At 65.5% G+C, this 16,426-nt stretch carries 12 protein-coding genes and 1 tRNA gene; 4 read left to right on the top strand and 9 right to left on the bottom strand.

Annotated elements, in window-relative coordinates; all coding sequences use genetic code 11:
- Positions 1–112 precede the first annotated feature (112 nt).
- The 3 genes from BAY15_RS06570 (at position 113) to BAY15_RS06560 (ending at position 3,139) form a co-directional block, all read left to right on the top strand.
- Positions 113–877 (top strand): EAL domain-containing protein, encoded by a 765-nt coding sequence (locus tag BAY15_RS06570; protein ID WP_068850235.1) that lies wholly within the window; start codon positions 113–115, stop codon positions 875–877.
- A gap of 139 nt (positions 878–1,016) precedes the next feature.
- Complete coding sequence (locus BAY15_RS06565; protein ID WP_068850232.1) at positions 1,017–1,823, top strand: alpha/beta fold hydrolase; 807 nt, start codon at positions 1,017–1,019, stop codon at positions 1,821–1,823.
- The gene (locus BAY15_RS06560) at positions 1,820–3,139 is read left to right on the top strand and encodes a sensor domain-containing diguanylate cyclase (protein ID WP_068850230.1); all 1,320 of its coding nucleotides are present in this window, start codon (positions 1,820–1,822) and stop codon (positions 3,137–3,139) included. Before BAY15_RS06565 ends, BAY15_RS06560 begins: the two co-directional genes overlap by 4 nt.
- Before the next feature lie 302 nt (positions 3,140–3,441).
- On the opposite strand, the gene BAY15_RS19130 is transcribed toward BAY15_RS06560, so the two are convergent.
- The 3 genes from BAY15_RS19130 to BAY15_RS06545 form a co-directional block, all read right to left on the bottom strand.
- Positions 3,442–3,951, bottom strand: a complete 510-nt coding sequence (locus BAY15_RS19130; RefSeq protein ID WP_157771701.1) for a hypothetical protein — start codon at positions 3,949–3,951, stop codon at positions 3,442–3,444.
- A gap of 491 nt (positions 3,952–4,442) precedes the next feature.
- A tRNA-Thr gene (locus tag BAY15_RS06550) sits at positions 4,443–4,518 on the bottom strand.
- Between the two features lie 116 nt (positions 4,519–4,634).
- Positions 4,635–6,239, bottom strand: coding sequence for a hypothetical protein (locus tag BAY15_RS06545; protein WP_068850224.1), 1,605 nt, complete (start codon positions 6,237–6,239; stop codon positions 4,635–4,637).
- Between the two features lie 229 nt (positions 6,240–6,468).
- On the opposite strand from BAY15_RS06545, the gene treA reads away from it, so the two are divergent.
- Positions 6,469–8,085 carry an alpha,alpha-trehalase TreA gene (treA, locus tag BAY15_RS06540; protein ID WP_068850222.1) on the top strand — a complete coding sequence of 539 codons (1,617 nt, stop codon included), beginning with the start codon at positions 6,469–6,471 and terminating at the stop codon, positions 8,083–8,085.
- Positions 8,086–8,281: 196 nt separating this feature from the next.
- On the opposite strand, the gene BAY15_RS06535 is transcribed toward treA, so the two are convergent.
- The 6 genes from BAY15_RS06535 to BAY15_RS06510 all read right to left on the bottom strand — a co-directional run bounded on the left by BAY15_RS06535 (position 8,282) and on the right by BAY15_RS06510 (position 16,351).
- The gene (locus BAY15_RS06535; RefSeq protein WP_068850219.1) at positions 8,282–8,968 is read right to left on the bottom strand and encodes a lysoplasmalogenase; all 687 of its coding nucleotides are present in this window, start codon (positions 8,966–8,968) and stop codon (positions 8,282–8,284) included.
- On the bottom strand, positions 8,965–10,848 hold the full coding sequence (locus BAY15_RS06530; RefSeq protein WP_068850216.1) for a M61 family metallopeptidase: 1,884 nt from the start codon (positions 10,846–10,848) through the stop codon (positions 8,965–8,967). The genes BAY15_RS06535 and BAY15_RS06530 overlap by 4 nt, the downstream gene beginning before the upstream one ends.
- Before the next feature lie 225 nt (positions 10,849–11,073).
- Positions 11,074–12,024 carry a 4-hydroxy-3-methylbut-2-enyl diphosphate reductase gene (ispH, locus tag BAY15_RS06525; protein WP_068850213.1) on the bottom strand — a complete coding sequence of 317 codons (951 nt, stop codon included), beginning with the start codon at positions 12,022–12,024 and terminating at the stop codon, positions 11,074–11,076.
- Between the two features lie 33 nt (positions 12,025–12,057).
- Positions 12,058–12,576 (bottom strand): signal peptidase II, encoded by a 519-nt coding sequence (gene lspA, locus BAY15_RS06520; RefSeq protein ID WP_068850210.1) that lies wholly within the window; start codon positions 12,574–12,576, stop codon positions 12,058–12,060.
- Positions 12,576–15,407: an isoleucine--tRNA ligase gene (gene ileS, locus BAY15_RS06515; RefSeq protein WP_068850206.1), complete on the bottom strand. Its 2,832-nt coding sequence runs from the start codon at positions 15,405–15,407 to the stop codon at positions 12,576–12,578. The genes lspA and ileS overlap by 1 nt, the downstream gene beginning before the upstream one ends.
- Positions 15,404–16,351: a bifunctional riboflavin kinase/FAD synthetase gene (locus tag BAY15_RS06510; RefSeq protein WP_068850203.1), complete on the bottom strand. Its 948-nt coding sequence runs from the start codon at positions 16,349–16,351 to the stop codon at positions 15,404–15,406. The genes ileS and BAY15_RS06510 overlap by 4 nt, the downstream gene beginning before the upstream one ends.
- Positions 16,352–16,426 lie beyond the last annotated feature (75 nt).

Raw genomic sequence — 16,426 nt, 5'->3', positions numbered from 1 at the left:
CAAGGGGCTGAGGATGCGGCTTGAAGGGCAGGCGCCAACGGCGCGGCATCCACATGCCCCTGATCAGGCATCGGCTAAGCTTCCCGCCTGACCTGAAGACGGACCCCACTGCATGCCCTCTTCCCCCTCACGAGCCGGATGTGCCTTGTGCCGTGATGCGGAGCCGCTGCCGTTCGACTTCAGCTACGCGTTCCAGCCCATTGTCGACATACAGGCGCGCAAGGTGTTCGCGCACGAAGCGCTGGTACGCGGTCCGGCGGGCGAACCTGCCGACACGGTGCTGTCGCGCGTGACCGCCGAGAACCGGTATTCGTTCGACCAAGCGTGCCGTGAAAAGGCCATCCGGATCGCGGCGGGGTTGCAGCTGCCGTCCTGTCTTTCGATCAATTTTCTGCCCAATGCCATCTATCGGCCGGAAGTATGCATTCGCTCCACCCTGCAGGCGGCCGAGCGGTATGGCTTTCCAGTAGAGCGGATCATCTTTGAGACCGTGGAGGGCGAGCAGGTCAGCGACGGCACATGGCTGGCCGAGATCCTGAGCGAGTACAAACGTATCGGCTTCAAGACGGCGATTGATGACTTTGGCGCCGGTTTTGCCGGCCTCAACCTACTGGCCGATTTTCACCCCGATATCGTCAAGCTGGACATGGCGTTGATCCGCGGCATCGACCATAGCCGGTCACGACGCGCGATCGTGGCCGGGGTGATGTCGATGTGCGACGAGCTGGATATCGAGGTGATCGCCGAAGGAATCGAAACCGCGGATGAGGCGCGATGCCTGTCCGATCTTGGCATCCGCCTGATGCAGGGCTACTGGTTCGGCCGCCCACGATTCGAGCAGGCCGCTGGCGAGGCTGACATTCCCTGGGGCGTCTGACGGCGCGGTTCGCCCTCGGAGTGCGGCCCTGACGCCGAGGTTAACAGCGGCCGGTCGAAACCCTGGCGCGCGCCGATGTGTCATGGACCCGCATGCCAGCCTGGCCTAGTATCGGCAGCTGCCGAATGCCCATGACTGGATGTGCGTGAACAGCTTTGAAAGATTCAATGGCCGCCGTAGCGGCAAGGGCAGTCAGGTCGCCATCCTTGCCCATGGCTTCGGAACCGACCAGACGGCCTGGAGCGCCCTGCGCCCGTGGTTCGAGGCGCGCTACGACGTAGTGTCGTTCGACCTCGCCGGTTGCGGGCCCAACGGTGCGGACACCTACGATTTCGACCGGCATGGATCGTTGTTCGGCTATGCCGACGACCTGCTGGAGATCATGGACGACCTGGCGCTTCGCGACTGCGTGTATGTCGGCCATTCCATGAGCGGCATGATCGGTGCGGTGGCCGCGGTGGCCCGCCCGGAACTGTTCAACCAGCTGGTCACCGTTGGGGCCTCGCCGCGTTACCTGGATGACACCGGCTACACCGGCGGCTTCCAGGCAGCGGATCTGGAGAACCTGTTCGACAGCATGAGCGCCAACTACCAGGCCTGGGTGGCCGGGTTCGCGCCGATGGTGGTAGGCGTGGACAACGGGCAGGTGGTGGCCGACTTCTCGCGCACGCTGTTCCAGATGCGCCCGGACATCGCGCTCAATACCTCGCGCACGATCTTCAATTCCGATATGCGATCACTGGCCGCGCAACTGACCCGGCCCGTGCACGTGATCCAGACCGCGGTCGACATGGCCGTGCCGGTGCAGGTCGGTCATTGGCTGGAAGCGGCCATTCCGACCGCCACGCTGGACGTCATCGAGGCCGAGGGGCATCTTCCGCACATGACCGCCCCGGATGAAGTCGTGCGTATCCTCGAGCGCCGCCTGGCGGGCAACGTGGCATGAGCACTACCGACAGCGACGCCCTCGCCGGCCTGTGCCACTTCGCCCAGCTCGCTTCCGGTGCGGATCTGGTCATGGCGGTGGAGATTGAAGCCAATGGCTGGGCGGGTTGGGCCGCTTCATTCCCGGCCATGCCTTTTTCCGGATTCAGCCTGGCCCGTAGCGGCATCCTGGAGCACAGCTGGTCGGGGGAACCCGTGGCTGCCGCCGGATTCCGCTTGCCCACCGCACTGCTGCATGCATTGAATGGTCCGCCGACGCGGCTGCTGTTCGTGCCCGCGCCATCGCTCGGCGCACCGCTGAGTGGCCTGCTGGTGCTGTGGAAAGGCGAGCCGTCCGCTACGCAGTTGACCCCACAGGTTCCGCTGCTTGCCACGAGCGTGGCACGACTGCTTTCCGCCCGGCGCGAAAAGCTGCGCGAAGTGACGGTGCAGAACCAGTTCATCGATCTGGTCGAGAGCGTGCCCGCCGGCATCGTGCTGATGGAAGGCGACGGCGTGAGCGCGGTGATCAACGAGCGTGCCGCCGACCTGCTGGGCTGCCCACCTGGTAACCACCGCGCGCGCGACCTTGCCGAACCCATGCGTACCCTGCGGCAGCGGTGCGACAACCACGCCGAGCTTGAGCAGGCTTACGGCGCGCAGGTGGGCAATGTCAGTTTTGCTTCCACCTTGAACTGGGCGCTGGGCGAACGGACCATCGAGGTGGATACCCATCCCGTACGTGGGAACGGCGAATATGGGCGCATCTGGCTGTTCACTGACGTGACCGCCGAACTGCTGATGGCCGCCGAGCTGCGCCGCCTGGCCGCCTCCGACCCGTTGACCGGCATTCCCAACCGGCGCCACTTTGAGGAGCGCTCCGCGCAGATCATCGCCGCGCGGGAAGCCACCGGTCATTCGGTGGCCGTGCTGATGGTCGACGTCGACCATTTCAAGAAAATCAACGACAGCCACGGTCATCCTGCGGGCGATGAAGTGCTGAAGGTAGTAGCCAAGCGCTGCCGGGAGGCGCTGCGCGAGCGCGACCTGTTCGCGCGCTTTGGCGGGGAGGAGTTCGTCGCGCTGCTGGCGGCGCCTGCCGTCGAGGACGCGCCGGCGGTGGCCGAACGGATGCGCCAGGCCGTGGCCGCCACGCCGATTGATGTTGGCGATGCGCGCATCAATGTGACGGTGAGCATCGGTGCCGCGCTGGGTGAGGCGCTGCCGGGGAGTGACCAGCCGCTGCTGGCCGAATTGATCGCGCGCGCGGATGAGGCGCTCTACCGGGCCAAGGCGGGCGGGCGTAACCGGGTCAGCATGGCGGTGGAACAGGATTAATCGCTCGTTGATGCAGTTGTTGGATAGATTTACTCCGACCGGCCATTGAAGGCCCTCCATCTGCCCCCACTGCTGTATCACCGCCTTGGGAAGCTCCTGATGCCGTTGACGCGCCTGACCGTTGGAGCGGTGATCGCGGGCTCTGTGGTAGGGCACCTTCGGCAACTGCAGCGCGGCTGGAAACCGCGACGCTCGTGATGTCACGGGGTGGTCGGCGGCGAGCCTCTTACCAAAGAAAACCGGAATGATGGCCGATCCGGTATCGACCGAGCCCAAGCGGGACCGCCCAAGATAGAAGCGGCTTAAAGCGCCTTTACATCGGGGGCCGCCGACTGCGGTCGGCGCAGCCTATCGCACGCAGGGGCCGCTTGCGGGTTGACGTTCTTCAGTCGCTTCTGAAGGTCTGCCTGCGCACGGCACATGAACGTCTGGAACTCACCGGCTGACACCCGGGTGAATCTGAACGTTGCCATCTTTGCGGAATCGTCCGGGAAAACTTCGGCAACGTAATACCCGCCCGCTTCGAAATCGCTCTCAAATTCGACATCGCTGATATACATTCCGCCCGTGTAAAACAACCTGACCGTGTTCTTGCCCGGACGAATCAGCATCTCCCGTCCAAGGACAGCGCCTGACTTACTACCGTTGATGCCAAGGATATAGACCGGCGTACCACTCGCCCGGTTGAGTCCCGAGACCAGATGCGCCACAGGTTCATTGGGCGGAGCCACGCGGATCGCCGAGTAATCCACCTTGCAGGAAGCAAGAAGCAGGCACAGTACTACTACGCACAGCCGAAGCGCACTTGTCATGGCGTCCCCGCGATTAAGGGTGAAAAGGGGCCAACGGGACTTGGGTAACTCGGCACCGATCCCCACCAGGCCTATCTGAGAATCATAGCCATCATTCTTTCAGCCGCATACCGCGCCTTCCCGGCCTTAAGCGCTGGCCGCTCGACTTGGTGTTCACCACTGTGCAAATCTTAGCCGAGCGTGTTGGTCGGAGCCCCAGCAACGCGCTGCCCATATCGGAATCGGCTTTCCTGCTCTGAGGTACGAGCGGACAAAAAAAAGGCCAAACCGTCACTGACGCTGGGTCAGGAGGGGATTTGGCTCTGTTGGCCGGGATGCTATGTTGGGTGCACCTGCCTGTCAACGTTCATTGTGACTATAAGGAGCGCAGCATTTTTGACAGGACAAATGCGACCTTGTGCAAGTGACGAGGCGGTTTCCGACGTAGCCCAATGAGGCCGAAACACCGAAAACAAAAAGCCCCGACCAAGGCCGGGGCTTTCTGGTGTATCTGGTGCCGGAAATAGGAATCGAACCTACGACCTACGCATTACGAATGCGCCGCTCTACCAACTGAGCTATTCCGGCTGAGCAGGCAATTCTAAGGGGGTGGGCGCCGGGGGTCAATCTGCCTTGGCGGAACCGCCCCGGCCGGCTGAACGGGCCCTACCGAGCCGCAGGGCGGTCAAGCCTGCCCCCTCCCCTCACTGCGCGGAGAACTCGACCTTCCAGCTGCCATCCCGCAGCGCGAAGATGCTGGAATCGGCGGCCACGCACAGCACCGGTGCCTCGACACCCACTCGCATGGGTTTGCAGTTGAAAGGCGCTTCGCCGGTCATGTCCCAGTCGTTCTTCTGCGACGAATAGGCATAGAGCTCCCAGACCCCACCCCAGGTATTGACGTTCCAGCGAGTCGCCCAGCCTGTGGCAGCGGTATCCATCTGCACATCGTGGATGACATAGGGCGGCCGGCCGATCTGCTGCCAGCTCTCGCCACGATCCGTCGAGTAATAGACCTTCGAGAAGGCTCCCTGGCTCCAGAGCGCCGCGAGCACCCCCGTGGAAGGGTTGACCCGTAGTGAGGACGTCCGCTCCCTGGGCGCGATGGACTTCCAACGCCCGGTGGCCAGATCGAGTCGCTGCGGCGTGTTGCCCGCCAACAGATAGTAGTCGCTGCCCGCCAGTTGTCCCTGCGCGCCCAGCCAGCCCCACATGTCTTTTCCCTCCAACGACAACTCGCGGGAGAGCGTCAGGTCACCCAGGTCATCGCGCTGCGCGACGTACACGCGAAGGCGCACTGCCTTGGCCGGTGGCTGAAGTCGCGGCGCCAGCGGGATGCGCCCTGGTACAAAAGCATCGGCATTTTCTGCGGTGGTCACGACCCAGCGGCCGCCCGCGTGATCGATGTCCACAACCGAGCGCATGCTGCCCAGCGCCGCGAGCTCGGCCCAGGTGGCGCCGCCATCGCGGCTTTCGCGGATGTAGCCGTCATCGCTCCCGCTAACCAGGCGTCCGTCGTACGCCTCCACCGCCATGATCTTGCGCACGGTGTCCATGCCGACGTTGCTCCACTGGCCGTCCCGCGTGCGCTTGCGCAGCTGCCCGAAGTCGGCAGGAAAATACATGGTGCCGTCGGCGAGAATGGCTGGCTCGTCCTGTACCGGTACGGTGACTGTTCGGATCAGGCGGAGAAACGCATCAGGATCCTTGGCCGATGTCAGCGCTTCAATCGTGGACGTCTTGTTGACCTTGCGATCATAGGCCATCAGCAGATTGACGATGGGGCCCAGCCCGGTATCCGGATTACCCGCCTCCATGGCCGGCGACAGCGACAAGGTGGCAGGGCGGAGCGGTACGGGGTCGGTCAGCAGCGAGGCGAACGGTTGCGCCGCTGCGGCCACCCTTCCCGGATGCTCGTCATGGGTGAGAGGGACGACCACGGTCTTGTAACCACCCACATTCACGGCAACGTAGTCGCCCAGATCCGTGACCCGGCCAGGCTTGACCTCGAAGGTCGGGCCGTCCTTCCACGGCAGAAAGCCCCATCCCGTAATACGATAGTTGCCCGCCGGCAACCACATGCCCAGCGCCTGCATGCTGGCAACGGCCGGAACGGCGGCCGCCATGTCGATACGGATCTCGCGCTTGCTGCCCACCGGGCTGACAACGAGTACATCGCGCCCGCCCTTGGAGAACGACGCATAGGCATAGCCATGGGTCGCCACCAGTTTGGCCGGTTCCTGTGGTGCACTCACTGCGATACCCGGCACTGCGAACAGCAGAACCGCCGTCAACAACGTGCTGCGCATACGATCTCTCCCTGAAGTCCGGTCACACCGACCGGCAGGCTCAAACGACACTGGAATGAGCGACATCCTTGAAGGCACGACGCTCCCCAGCGACGTGCCCACGGGAGATGGTAGCGGGTTCGTCTGACTGCGTGAAGATCGCGCATCGAGGCGCGACGGTTCAGCCCGAGCCACCCCGCGTTGACGTGACCGCCCGTAAAGTGCGTGGACCATCATCTGGAGGCCCCGCATGTCCCCCTGTGCCCGCCTGCCCGGCCTGCTGATCGCCTCATTGCTGTTCGCCACCACGGCTGCGGCCGAGGTCACTGTGCCTGCGCCGCCTGACCATCAGTGGCAGCCCCTCTTCCAGCAGGTCCAGCGCGCCCACCTGTTCAAGGACCAGAAGACGTTCGCCGATGCGGTGCCGAAACTGGATGCCGACGCATTGCTGGCGGGATGGGGGCAGGCCCAGGCGCAGCCCGGCTACACCCTGCCCGCCTTCGTGGTCACGCACTTCACCGTTTCCACGGAGTCAGCCGCCTACGTGCCACCTGCCGGGGAAACCCTGCGCGCGCATATCGAGGGGCTGTGGCCGGTGCTGACCCGGACCACCGACACCGTGGACCCGCGTGGTTCGCTGCTGCCGCTGCCCAAGCCGTATGTGGTGCCCGGCGGGCGCTTCCGCGAGGTGTACTACTGGGACAGCTACTTCACCCTGCTTGGCCTGGCCTCCAGTGGCCGCTGGGAGCAGGTGCGCGACATGGTGGACAACTTTGCCTGGCAGCTGGACCAGTACGGGCATATTCCCAACGGTAACCGCAGCTATTACCTGAGCCGGTCGCAGCCGCCGTTCTTCAGTTTGATGGTGGATCTGCTGGCTACGCATGAGGGGGATGACGCGTATCGCCGGTATCTGCCGCAGCTGCGCACCGAGCATGCGTTCTGGATGCGTGGGGCGGAAGGGCTGGCACCTGGGACCGCCAGTGAGCGTGTGGTGCGGATGAATGATGGGAGCCTGCTCAATCGCTACTGGGATGCGCGGGCGGTGCCGCGTACCGAGTCGTGGACGGATGATCTGGCGACGGCGGCCACGGTGCCGGATCGCGCGCCTTCGCAGGTGTATCGCGATCTGCGGGCCGGGGCGGAATCGGGGTGGGATTTCAGTTCGCGGTGGTTGGTGCATCCGGCGGAGCTGGGGAGCATCCATACCACCGAGATTGTGCCGGTGGATCTGAACAGTCTGCTGTTCCATCTTGAGACGACGATTGCGCGGGCTAGTCGTGCGGCGGGGGAACGTTCTGTGGCGCGGGATTTCGAACGCCTGGCCGAGCAGCGCAAGCAGGCGATCAACGCGCTGCTGTGGGATGAACGGCAAGGCTGGTATGCCGATCGTGATCTGGAGCGCGGCACGCCCCGACCTGCCCTTACGGCAGCGGCGTTGTTCCCGTTGTGGCTGCAGGTGGCTAGCCCAGCGCAGGCAAAGCGGACCGCACAGGCGGTGGAGGTGCAGCTGGTGCGCGAGGGCGGATTGCTGACCACCACAGAGAACACCGGGCAGCAATGGGATGCCCCCAACGGTTGGGCGCCGCTGCAGTGGGTGGCAGTAGATGGGTTGCAGCGCTACCAGCAGGACGCACTGGCGCGGCAGATCGGGGTGCGCTTCCTGCGCACGGTGCAGACGGTGTATGACCGCGACGGCAAGCTGGTCGAAAAATATGTCGTGGATGGCTCAGCCGGCGGTGGGGGTGGCGGTGAGTATCCGTTGCAGGATGGGTTTGGGTGGAGCAATGGGGTGGCGTTGGCGTTGTTGGATCGGTTGTGTGATGAAGGGAAGCGGTGTGAGTCGGCGGGGGATGTTGGGGAGTGATCACGCGAAGAGCGCATCTCCGGCCGGGGTCATGCGTTACAGCAGTGATTGGCAGGGTCGGCGGTCGTTTGGGAACCGACCCTACCAGAGCCGTGCCGTGCCGGCAGCACAGGTAAAGCCGCCGCCACGGCCGCGTCATGCAGACAGTAATGCCAGTCGTTCGACCCCAGTCATCCCACCAGGTGCGTGCGAGCCGTTATCGGACCGAGCGCGCTATGCAGTATTGCGCTGCGTAGTAGGTGCCTAGTACACACAGGGTTGCGGCTGGGAGGCCGCCGCCGAAGCGGTCCCAGGCCAGTACGGAGTCGCTGATGACGAAGAGGACTGCGCCGATTGCGGCCCAGCGGGCGCTTGTGGGTGCGGATGGGGTTGCTGCGTTGTTCGTCCATGCGCGCGCCAGGGCGAGTGTGGCCATCAGCGCGAGCACTACTACGTAAACCACTACCGGGATGCGCAGGTCGTTGGGGAGCAGCGGCCATAGGCCGGCCAGGTTGATGCCGGCGAATACGGCAAGCAATGCGGCTGAGAACAGCAATCCCTGCCCTGCCCTGAACCCTTCGCGGAAGGCGACGATGTAGCAGAGGTGGGCGAGCAGGAAGGCGATCAGCCCCGGTACGAAGGCGTCGAACGGGAGCATCAGGGCGATGTCGCCGATGCAGGAAAACGCCATGCCGAGCAGGATCGCGCGGGCGTAGGTGCGGTGGGCGGAGGGTGTGTCGGTTGCCGACCAACGGTCGGCACTACGGAACGCCATGGCTGCTATCAGCAGCGTGGCCAGCGGTTTGGCGATCCAGTGCAGCCAGCGGCCATCGCCATCCAGCGACGCGCCGATGATGGCGGCTACCGCCGCCAGCAGTATCGGCACGTCGCGGCGCAGGTTCATCGCGCTTTCCAGAGCTCGGCCAGGCGGTCGGGCTTGCCGGCGATGCGCTGCAGCGAGGGGTACTGCAGGCCGCCGTGGTAATCGAGCTTGATGGTGTCGATGCGGTCGAAGTTGCGCACCAGCAGGGTGAGCGGGGCCTTGTCGGTCTTGGCGGCGGCCACCGCGTCCTTCAGGTCCTCGCCTTTGAACACGCGGCCGTTGAGCGCCAGCACGCTCATGCCCGGGGCCAGGCCGGCGTTGAAGGCGGGGCTGTCCCACAGCACGTCGGTGATGGCGCCGCCGTCGGTGACCGCCACGCCCAGCGAGTACAGCAGGTTGGTGTTCTTGGCGCGGGTTTCCTGCGCTTTGAAGGCGTCGTTCGGGGTATCGGTGTAGACCAGCTTCCAACCCGCCGCTTCCAGGCCGCCGATGAGCGGGCCGTGGCCGTCCAGACGCTCGCGCAGGAAGCTCGCCCAGTCGTACGGGGCGATGCCGTTCAAGGTGCTGACCACTTCATCGAACGTATACGGATTCACGTTCCAGTCACCGTCGTGCATGCCGAAGAAGGCCTTGGCGAAATCATCAATGCTGCGCTTGTTGCCGGTCAAGGCGCGCAGCTTCCCTTCCACATCCAGCCACACCATCTGCCCGCCGGAGTAGTAGTCCTCGCTCATCTGGTAATTGCGGAACGCCAGGGCGCGGCGCTGGGCGATGGTGGGGTCGTTGGTGGTGTCCTGCAGGTTGCGCCAGGCCAGGCCGGGGCGGCCGCGGTCGTAGGTCGCCGCCACGTTCGCCAGCATGTCGCGGGTCTGGTCGGTGCTCCACAGGCCCGAACGTGCGGCCAGCACGTGGCCCCAGAACTGGGTCTGGCCTTCGTACAGCCACAGCAGGCTGTCGCCCATGGGCACGTTGAAGTTGGCGGTGGTCAGGTCGGCGCCACGGCGGTACTTGCCGTTCCAGGAGTGGTTGAATTCGTGCGGCAGCAGGTCGCGGCCGAGCCAGGTCTTGTCCCACTCGGTGAAGTAGCCGGTATCGCCGCTGTTCTCGCTGGAGCGCTGGTGCTCCAGGCCGATGCCGCCGAGCTTGCTGGTGAGCGCGAGCAGGAATTCGTAGCGGTCGAAGTGGCGTGCGCCGTAGAGCTTGTACATCTGCTGCACGAGTGCCCGGTGCGCCTGCAGCTGTTCGGGCTTGGCCACCAGTGATTTGGCGTCGTCGGCGAACACGTTGAGGTGCACGGGCACCTTGGCGCCGGGGTCGAGGTCGAACTGCTGGTAATGGCGGCCGGCAAACAGCGGCGAGTCCACCAGGTGGTCGTAGCTGATGGGTTTGAACACCACGGTGTCGCCATCGCGGCGCTCGGTGTCCAGCGCGGTGGCGTAGGCCCAGCCCGGCGGCAGGGTGACGCTGGCCTGGGCCTGGATGTTGCGGGTGATCACGCCGGCCGGGTACAGCGAGTTGGCGTTCCACTGCAGGTTGAGCATTTCCGGGGTCATCACCACGCGGCCCTGCCCTGCGCCCTGCGAGGAGAGGAAGTTGAAGTTGGCGACGACTTCACTGGCGCCCTGCGGCACGTCCACGGTGAAGGCGTACACGTTGTACGGGTCGCGCTTCCACGCCAGCGGTTTGCCGTTGGCGGTGACCACCAGGCCGGCGAGTTTGTCGATGGGGCCGCTGGGAGAATGCGCGCCGGGCAGCCACTGTGGGTACAGCAGGGTCAGCGGGCCCGGTTGCGCCGGCACGGTGGCCTTGACCTTGAATATGCGGCGGCCGATGTCGCGTGCGTCCACGTCGATGCGCAGCGTGCCCGGGAAGGCGACGTCCTGCGGCAGGGGTGTCTGCGCGTGCACGCCGGTGGTAGTGGCGGCGAGAAGCACGGAGAGGACGGCGGCACGCAGTTTCATCGAAGACGGTTCCGGCATACGAAAGGACCGATGCTAGACCTGCGGGGAGGTGCAGCCCCATGGCCAAAGGTCATGTCTTCGGTGCGAAAGAGCGTACCGACCAACGGTCGGTACCTACCGGGCGATTTCCGCCACGAACGGCAAAGGCACGCACCGTTCGGTAGGTGACGACCGTTGGTCGTCACGCCAGGAACGGTAGGTGACGACCGTTGGTCGTCACACCGATCAGGAGATGAGGCGCAGCCTCAGCTCCTTGGGCAACGCAAACACCATCGATTCGGGCTCGCCTTCCAGCTCGCCCACGTTCCCCGCGCCCAGTTCCTTCAAGCGCGCGATCACGCCGTCCACCAGCACCTGCGGTGCGGAGGCACCCGCGGTGAGGCCGATGTGCTTCTTGCCCAGCACCCACGCCGGGTCGATCTCGTCGGCGCCGTCAATCAGGTAGCTTTCCACGCCATCACGGCGCGCCAGTTCGCTGAGGCGGTTGGAGTTGGAGCTGTTCGGCGAGCCCACCACCAGCACCAGGTCGCAGCGCTTGGCCAGGTCGCGCACGGCGTCCTGGCGGTTCTGGGTGGCGTAGCAGATGTCGTCGTTCTTCGGGCCCTGCATGGTTGGGAAGCGGGTGCGCAGGGCTTCGATGATGCCGCGGGTGTCGTCTACCGACAGCGTGGTCTGGGTGGTGTAGGCGAAGTTGTCCGGCTGCTTGAGTTCCAGCGTGGCCACCTGCTCCACATCTTCCACCAGGTAGATGGTGCCGCTGCCGGCTTCCTGCTTCCACTGGCCCATGGTGCCTTCCACTTCCGGGTGACCGGCGTGGCCGATCAGCACCACGTCGCGGCCGGCACGGCAGTGGCGCGCCACTTCGAAGTGGACCTTGGTCACCAACGGGCAGGTGGCGTCGAACACCTTCAGGCCACGACGGTCCGCTTCCTGGCGCACGGCCTGGGAAACGCCGTGGGCGCTGAAGATCACCGTGTTGCCGTCGGGTACTTCGTCGAGTTCTTCGACGAAGATCGCGCCGCGCTGCTTGAGGTCGTCCACCACGAAGCGGTTGTGCACCACTTCATGGCGCACGTAGATGGGCGCGCCCAGCGTTTCGATCGCGCGCTTGACGATCTCGATCGCACGATCGACACCGGCACAGAATCCACGCGGGTTGGCGAGCAGCACATCCATCAGACAGGTCTCCCGGCAGCGGCCGGCGGTGGGTTACGGGTTGGCATTATCCGCCTTTTTGGCGGCCTTGCCGTCGAACAGGCCGAACACCGCGATGCCGATGGCACCGACCACGATGGCGGCGTCGGCGATGTTGAACGAGGGCCAGTAGTGCTCACCCACGTACCACTGGATGAAATCGACCACGTGGCCGTGCACCTGGCGGTCGATGACGTTGCCGATGGCCCCGCCGATCACCAGCGCGTACGGCACGGCGCTGCGCCAGTGCGCACGCGGGGTGCGCGACAGCCAGAACGCCATCAGGCCGCTGATGCCTACCGCCAGCGCGGTGAAGAACCACAGCTGCCAGCCACCGGCGTCGCTCAGGAAACTGAACGCTGCGCCGGTGTTGTAGGTGCGGTACCAGTTCCAGAAGCCGTCGATGACGGCCACCGGCTGGTACTCGGGCAGGCTGGAGAGGACCCAGGCCTTGCTCCACTGGTCGAGGATGATGATGGCGGCCGACAGCACCAGCCACACCAGCGCGCTCGGGCGCGGACGCGGGGCGGCCATCAGAACCACTTCCTGTCTTCGCCGGCACCGTCGACGTTGCTTGCGCAACGACCGCACAGTTCCGGGTGGGCGGCCACGCTGCCGATGTCGGCACGGTAGTGCCAGCAGCGCACGCACTTCTGCTTGGTGGTCGGCTGGGCGCTGACGAACACCTCGTCGGTGGTCGCCGGGCGCACGCTGACATCGCCACTGATGAACAGGAAGCGCAGTTCCTCGGCCAGCGGCTGCCAGCGCGCGGCGGTTTCCTCGCTGGCGGCGACGGTGATTTCCGCTTCGAGCGCGGCACCGATGGCACCGTTGGCGCGCATCGGCTCGAGCACCTTGGCCACCTGCTCGCGCAGGGCCAGCAGCTGGTCGAAATCGGCGGCGCTGATCGCGGCATCGGCCGGCAGCGGCACCAGGCCGTCGTACCACGTGGCAAACAGCACGTTTTCCTTGCGCTCGCCCGGCAGGTAACCCCACAGCTCATCCGCGGTGAAGGTCAGGATCGGCGCGATCCAGCGGGTGAACGCTTCGGCGATGTGGTACATCGCGCTCTGCGCCGAACGGCGGCCGCGCGAGTCGGTCGGCATGGTGTACAGCCGGTCCTTGGTGACGTCCAGGTACAGCGAGCCGAGGTCCACGCTGCAGAAGTTCAGCAGCAGCTGCACGATTTCGGCCATGTTGTAGCCGGTGTACGCCGCCTTGATCTTCTCCTGCACCTCCCAGGCGCGGTGCACGATCCAGCGGTCCAGCGCGACCATGTCGGCGGGAGCGACCAGGTGCTGGGCGGGATCGAAGCCGTCCAGGTTGCCGAGCAGGAAGCGCGCGGTGTTGCGCAGGCGCCGGTAGGCGTCCGCGTTGCGCTTGAGGATTTCCTGCGACAGCGACATTTCGTTGCTGTAATCGGCCGAGGCGATCCACAGGCGCAGGATGTCCGCGCCCAGGGTCTTCATGATGTCCTGCGGTTCGATGCCGTTGCCCAGCGACTTGGACATCTTGCGGCCCTTCTCATCCACGGTGAAACCATGGGTGAGGCACTGCTTGTAGGGCGCGTGCTTGTCGATGGCCACGCCGGTGAGCAGCGAGGACTGGAACCAGCCGCGGTGCTGGTCGGAACCTTCCAGGTAGAGGTCGGCCGGCTTGCCGAAGCCACGCTCCAGCAGCACGCCTTCATGGGTGACGCCCGAGTCGAACCAGACATCGAGGATATCGGTGACCTTCTCGTACTGCGCCGCCTCATCGCCCAGCAGTTCGGCCGCGTCCAGCGCGTACCAGACGTCGATGCCGCCGGCCTGAACGCGGTCGGCCACCTGCTGCATCAACTCGACGGTGCGCGGGTGCGGCTCGCCGGTTTCGCGGTGGGTGAACAGTGCGATCGGTACGCCCCAGGTGCGCTGGCGGCTGATGCACCAGTCCGGGCGGCCGTCGACCATGCTGCCGATGCGCGCCTTGCCCCAGCTCGGGAACCAGCCGACGTTGTCGATGGCGGCCATGGCATCGCTGCGCAGGTTGGCCTTGTCCATCGAGATGAACCACTGCGGGGTGGCGCGGAACACCACCGGCGTCTTGTGGCGCCAGCAGTGCGGGTAGCTGTGCACGATTTCCACGAACGCCAGCAGCGCGCCGGAGTCGCGCAGCACGTCCACGATCAGCGGCTGCGCCTTCCACAGGTGCACACCTGCCAGCACCACCTCGCCGGCCGGCGGGGTGGACGGCAGGTATACGCCACGGCCATCCACCGGGTTGATCTGGGCGGCGGTGTAGTTGTCCATCAGCCCGTACTGCTGGCTGACCACGAAATCTTCCTGGCCGTGGCCGGGGGCGGTATGCACCGCGCCGGTACCGTCTTCATCGGACACGTGCGCGCCGTTGAGCAGCGGGATGTCGCGCTGCGGGTAGAACGGATGGGCCAGCAGCAGGTTTTCCAGTGCGGCACCGGCGGCATGGCCGTGCGCGACGACGTCTTCCACGCCATAGCGGCGCAGGGCGCGCTCGGCCAGGCTGGCGGCGATCACCAGCCAGCGACGCTTGCCGGCATGGGCCGGGCCTTCGACCAGGGCGTACTGGATATCCGCGCCCAACGACACCGCCAGCGAGGCCGGCAGCGTCCACGGGGTGGTGGTCCAGATCGGCACGGCGACCTCGACATCGGCCGGCAGGCTCACGCCGAAGCGCGCGGCCAGCTGCGCCGAATCGCGCGCCACGTAGGCCACGTCGATGGCCGGCGAGGTCTTGTCCTGGTACTCGATTTCCGCTTCGGCCAGGGCCGAGCCACAATCGAAGCACCAGTGCACCGGCTTGGCGCCGCGCACGATGTGGCCGTTGGCGAAGATCTTGGACAGCGCGCGGATTTCATTGGCTTCGAAATCGAAGCTCAGGGTCTTGTACGGGTTGTCCCAATCGCCGATCACGCCCAGGCGCTTGAAGTCGCGGCGCTGCAGGTCGATCTGCTCTTCGGCGTACTCGCGGCACTTCTGGCGGAACTCGACGGCGTCGAGCTTGACGCCGACCTTGCCCCACTTCTTTTCGACCGCGATTTCGATCGGCAGGCCGTGGCAATCCCAACCGGGCACGTAGGGCGCATCGAAGCCGGCCAGGTAGCGCGACTTGACGATGATGTCCTTGAGGATCTTGTTGACCGCATGGCCCAGGTGGATCTGGCCATTGGCGTACGGCGGGCCGTCGTGCAGCACGAACAGCGGGCGACCCTGCGCGTTCTCGCGCAGGCGGGCGTACAGGCCCTCGTCTTCCCAGCGCGACAGAATGCCCGGCTCGCGCTTGGGCAGGTCGCCGCGCATCGGGAATTCGGTGGCCGGCAGATGAAGGGTGGCTTTGTAGTCCTGGCTCACGCAGTGGCTCGCAATCTGTGTTCGGAAAGGATGTGACGGGCCTGATCGGCGTCACGGTGCATCTGGTCGGTCAATGCCGCCAGATCATGGAACTTTTCTTCGTCGCGCAGCTTGGCGACGAACTCAACCTGGATATGCCGACCGTACAGGTCGCCCTGGAAATCGAACAGGTGCGCCTCCAGCAGCGGCTCCACCCCGTCCACGGTCGGCCGGGTGCCGAAGCTGGATACCGACGGCCACGGCTGGTCGAACACGCCGTGCACCCAGGTGGCATAGATGCCCGCCAGGGCCGGCGTTTTCGGGAAGCGCAGGTTGGCGGTGGGGAAGCCGAGGGTACGGCCGAGCTGGCGCCCACGCACTACCCTGCCCCCGATCGCATACGGGCGCCCGAGCAGATCAGCCGCATGGGCGAAATCGCCCTCGCGCAGCAGCTGGCGGATGCGGGTGGCGGAAATGCGCTCGCCGTGGAAATCCACCGGGTCGATCTCGCCGGCGCTGAAGCCGCGTTCGGCGCCCATGGCCTGCAGCAGGGCCAGGTCACCGCGGCGGCGGTTGCCGAAGCAGAACTCCGGCCCGATCCACACTTCCCGCGCGCCCAGCCGGTTGACCAGCAGCTGTTCGACGAAGGCTTCGGCGGGCATGGCCGCCATGGCCGCATCGAAACGCAGCAGGCCGATGGCATCCACGCCGAAATCGCGCAGGATCGTGACCTTGTCGCGGGCCAGGGTCAGCCGCGGCGGCGGCTCGCGCTGGGCGAAGTATTCGCGCGGCAGCGGTTCGAACGCGACCGCCACGGCGGGCACGCCCAGCGCGCGGGCACGCGCGGCCGCATGCCGCACCAGCGCACGATGGCCAAGGTGCAGGCCGTCGAATGCGCCGATGCAGACCACGCTTCCGTGCGGGAACAAAGGCCCGCCTTCGATGCTTCTGAACAACCTGGTCATCTACTGGGAATCCGGCCCGTCAGGACCGATGCGTTGCAAGGGATAGCCATGAAGTATAGCCGGGGTGCCCATGGA

It is taken from the genome of Stenotrophomonas rhizophila, from assembly GCF_001704155.1.
GTDB lineage: Bacteria > Pseudomonadota > Gammaproteobacteria > Xanthomonadales > Xanthomonadaceae > Stenotrophomonas > Stenotrophomonas rhizophila_A.
Note: the sequence above shows the minus strand (reverse complement) of the source record. Positions and strands in the feature narration are given on the sequence as shown.

What these genes read in the sequence shown, in the direction of transcription:
- BAY15_RS06570 (WP_068850235.1), top strand. Translation starts at nt 113, where the DNA reads ATGCCCTCTTCCCCCTCACGAGCCGGATGTGCCTTGTGCCGTGATGCG.
- BAY15_RS06565 (WP_068850232.1), top strand. Translation starts at nt 1,017, where the DNA reads ATGTGCGTGAACAGCTTTGAAAGATTCAATGGCCGCCGTAGCGGCAAG.
- BAY15_RS06560 (WP_068850230.1), top strand. Translation starts at nt 1,820, where the DNA reads ATGAGCACTACCGACAGCGACGCCCTCGCCGGCCTGTGCCACTTCGCC.
- BAY15_RS19130 (WP_157771701.1), bottom strand. Translation starts at nt 3,951, where the DNA reads ATGACAAGTGCGCTTCGGCTGTGCGTAGTAGTACTGTGCCTGCTTCTT.
- BAY15_RS06545 (WP_068850224.1), bottom strand. Translation starts at nt 6,239, where the DNA reads ATGCGCAGCACGTTGTTGACGGCGGTTCTGCTGTTCGCAGTGCCGGGT.
- treA (WP_068850222.1), top strand. Translation starts at nt 6,469, where the DNA reads ATGTCCCCCTGTGCCCGCCTGCCCGGCCTGCTGATCGCCTCATTGCTG.
- BAY15_RS06535 (WP_068850219.1), bottom strand. Translation starts at nt 8,968, where the DNA reads ATGAACCTGCGCCGCGACGTGCCGATACTGCTGGCGGCGGTAGCCGCC.
- BAY15_RS06530 (WP_068850216.1), bottom strand. Translation starts at nt 10,848, where the DNA reads ATGAAACTGCGTGCCGCCGTCCTCTCCGTGCTTCTCGCCGCCACTACC.
- ispH (WP_068850213.1), bottom strand. Translation starts at nt 12,024, where the DNA reads ATGGATGTGCTGCTCGCCAACCCGCGTGGATTCTGTGCCGGTGTCGAT.
- lspA (WP_068850210.1), bottom strand. Translation starts at nt 12,576, where the DNA reads ATGGCCGCCCCGCGTCCGCGCCCGAGCGCGCTGGTGTGGCTGGTGCTG.
- BAY15_RS06510 (WP_068850203.1), bottom strand. Translation starts at nt 16,351, where the DNA reads ATGACCAGGTTGTTCAGAAGCATCGAAGGCGGGCCTTTGTTCCCGCAC.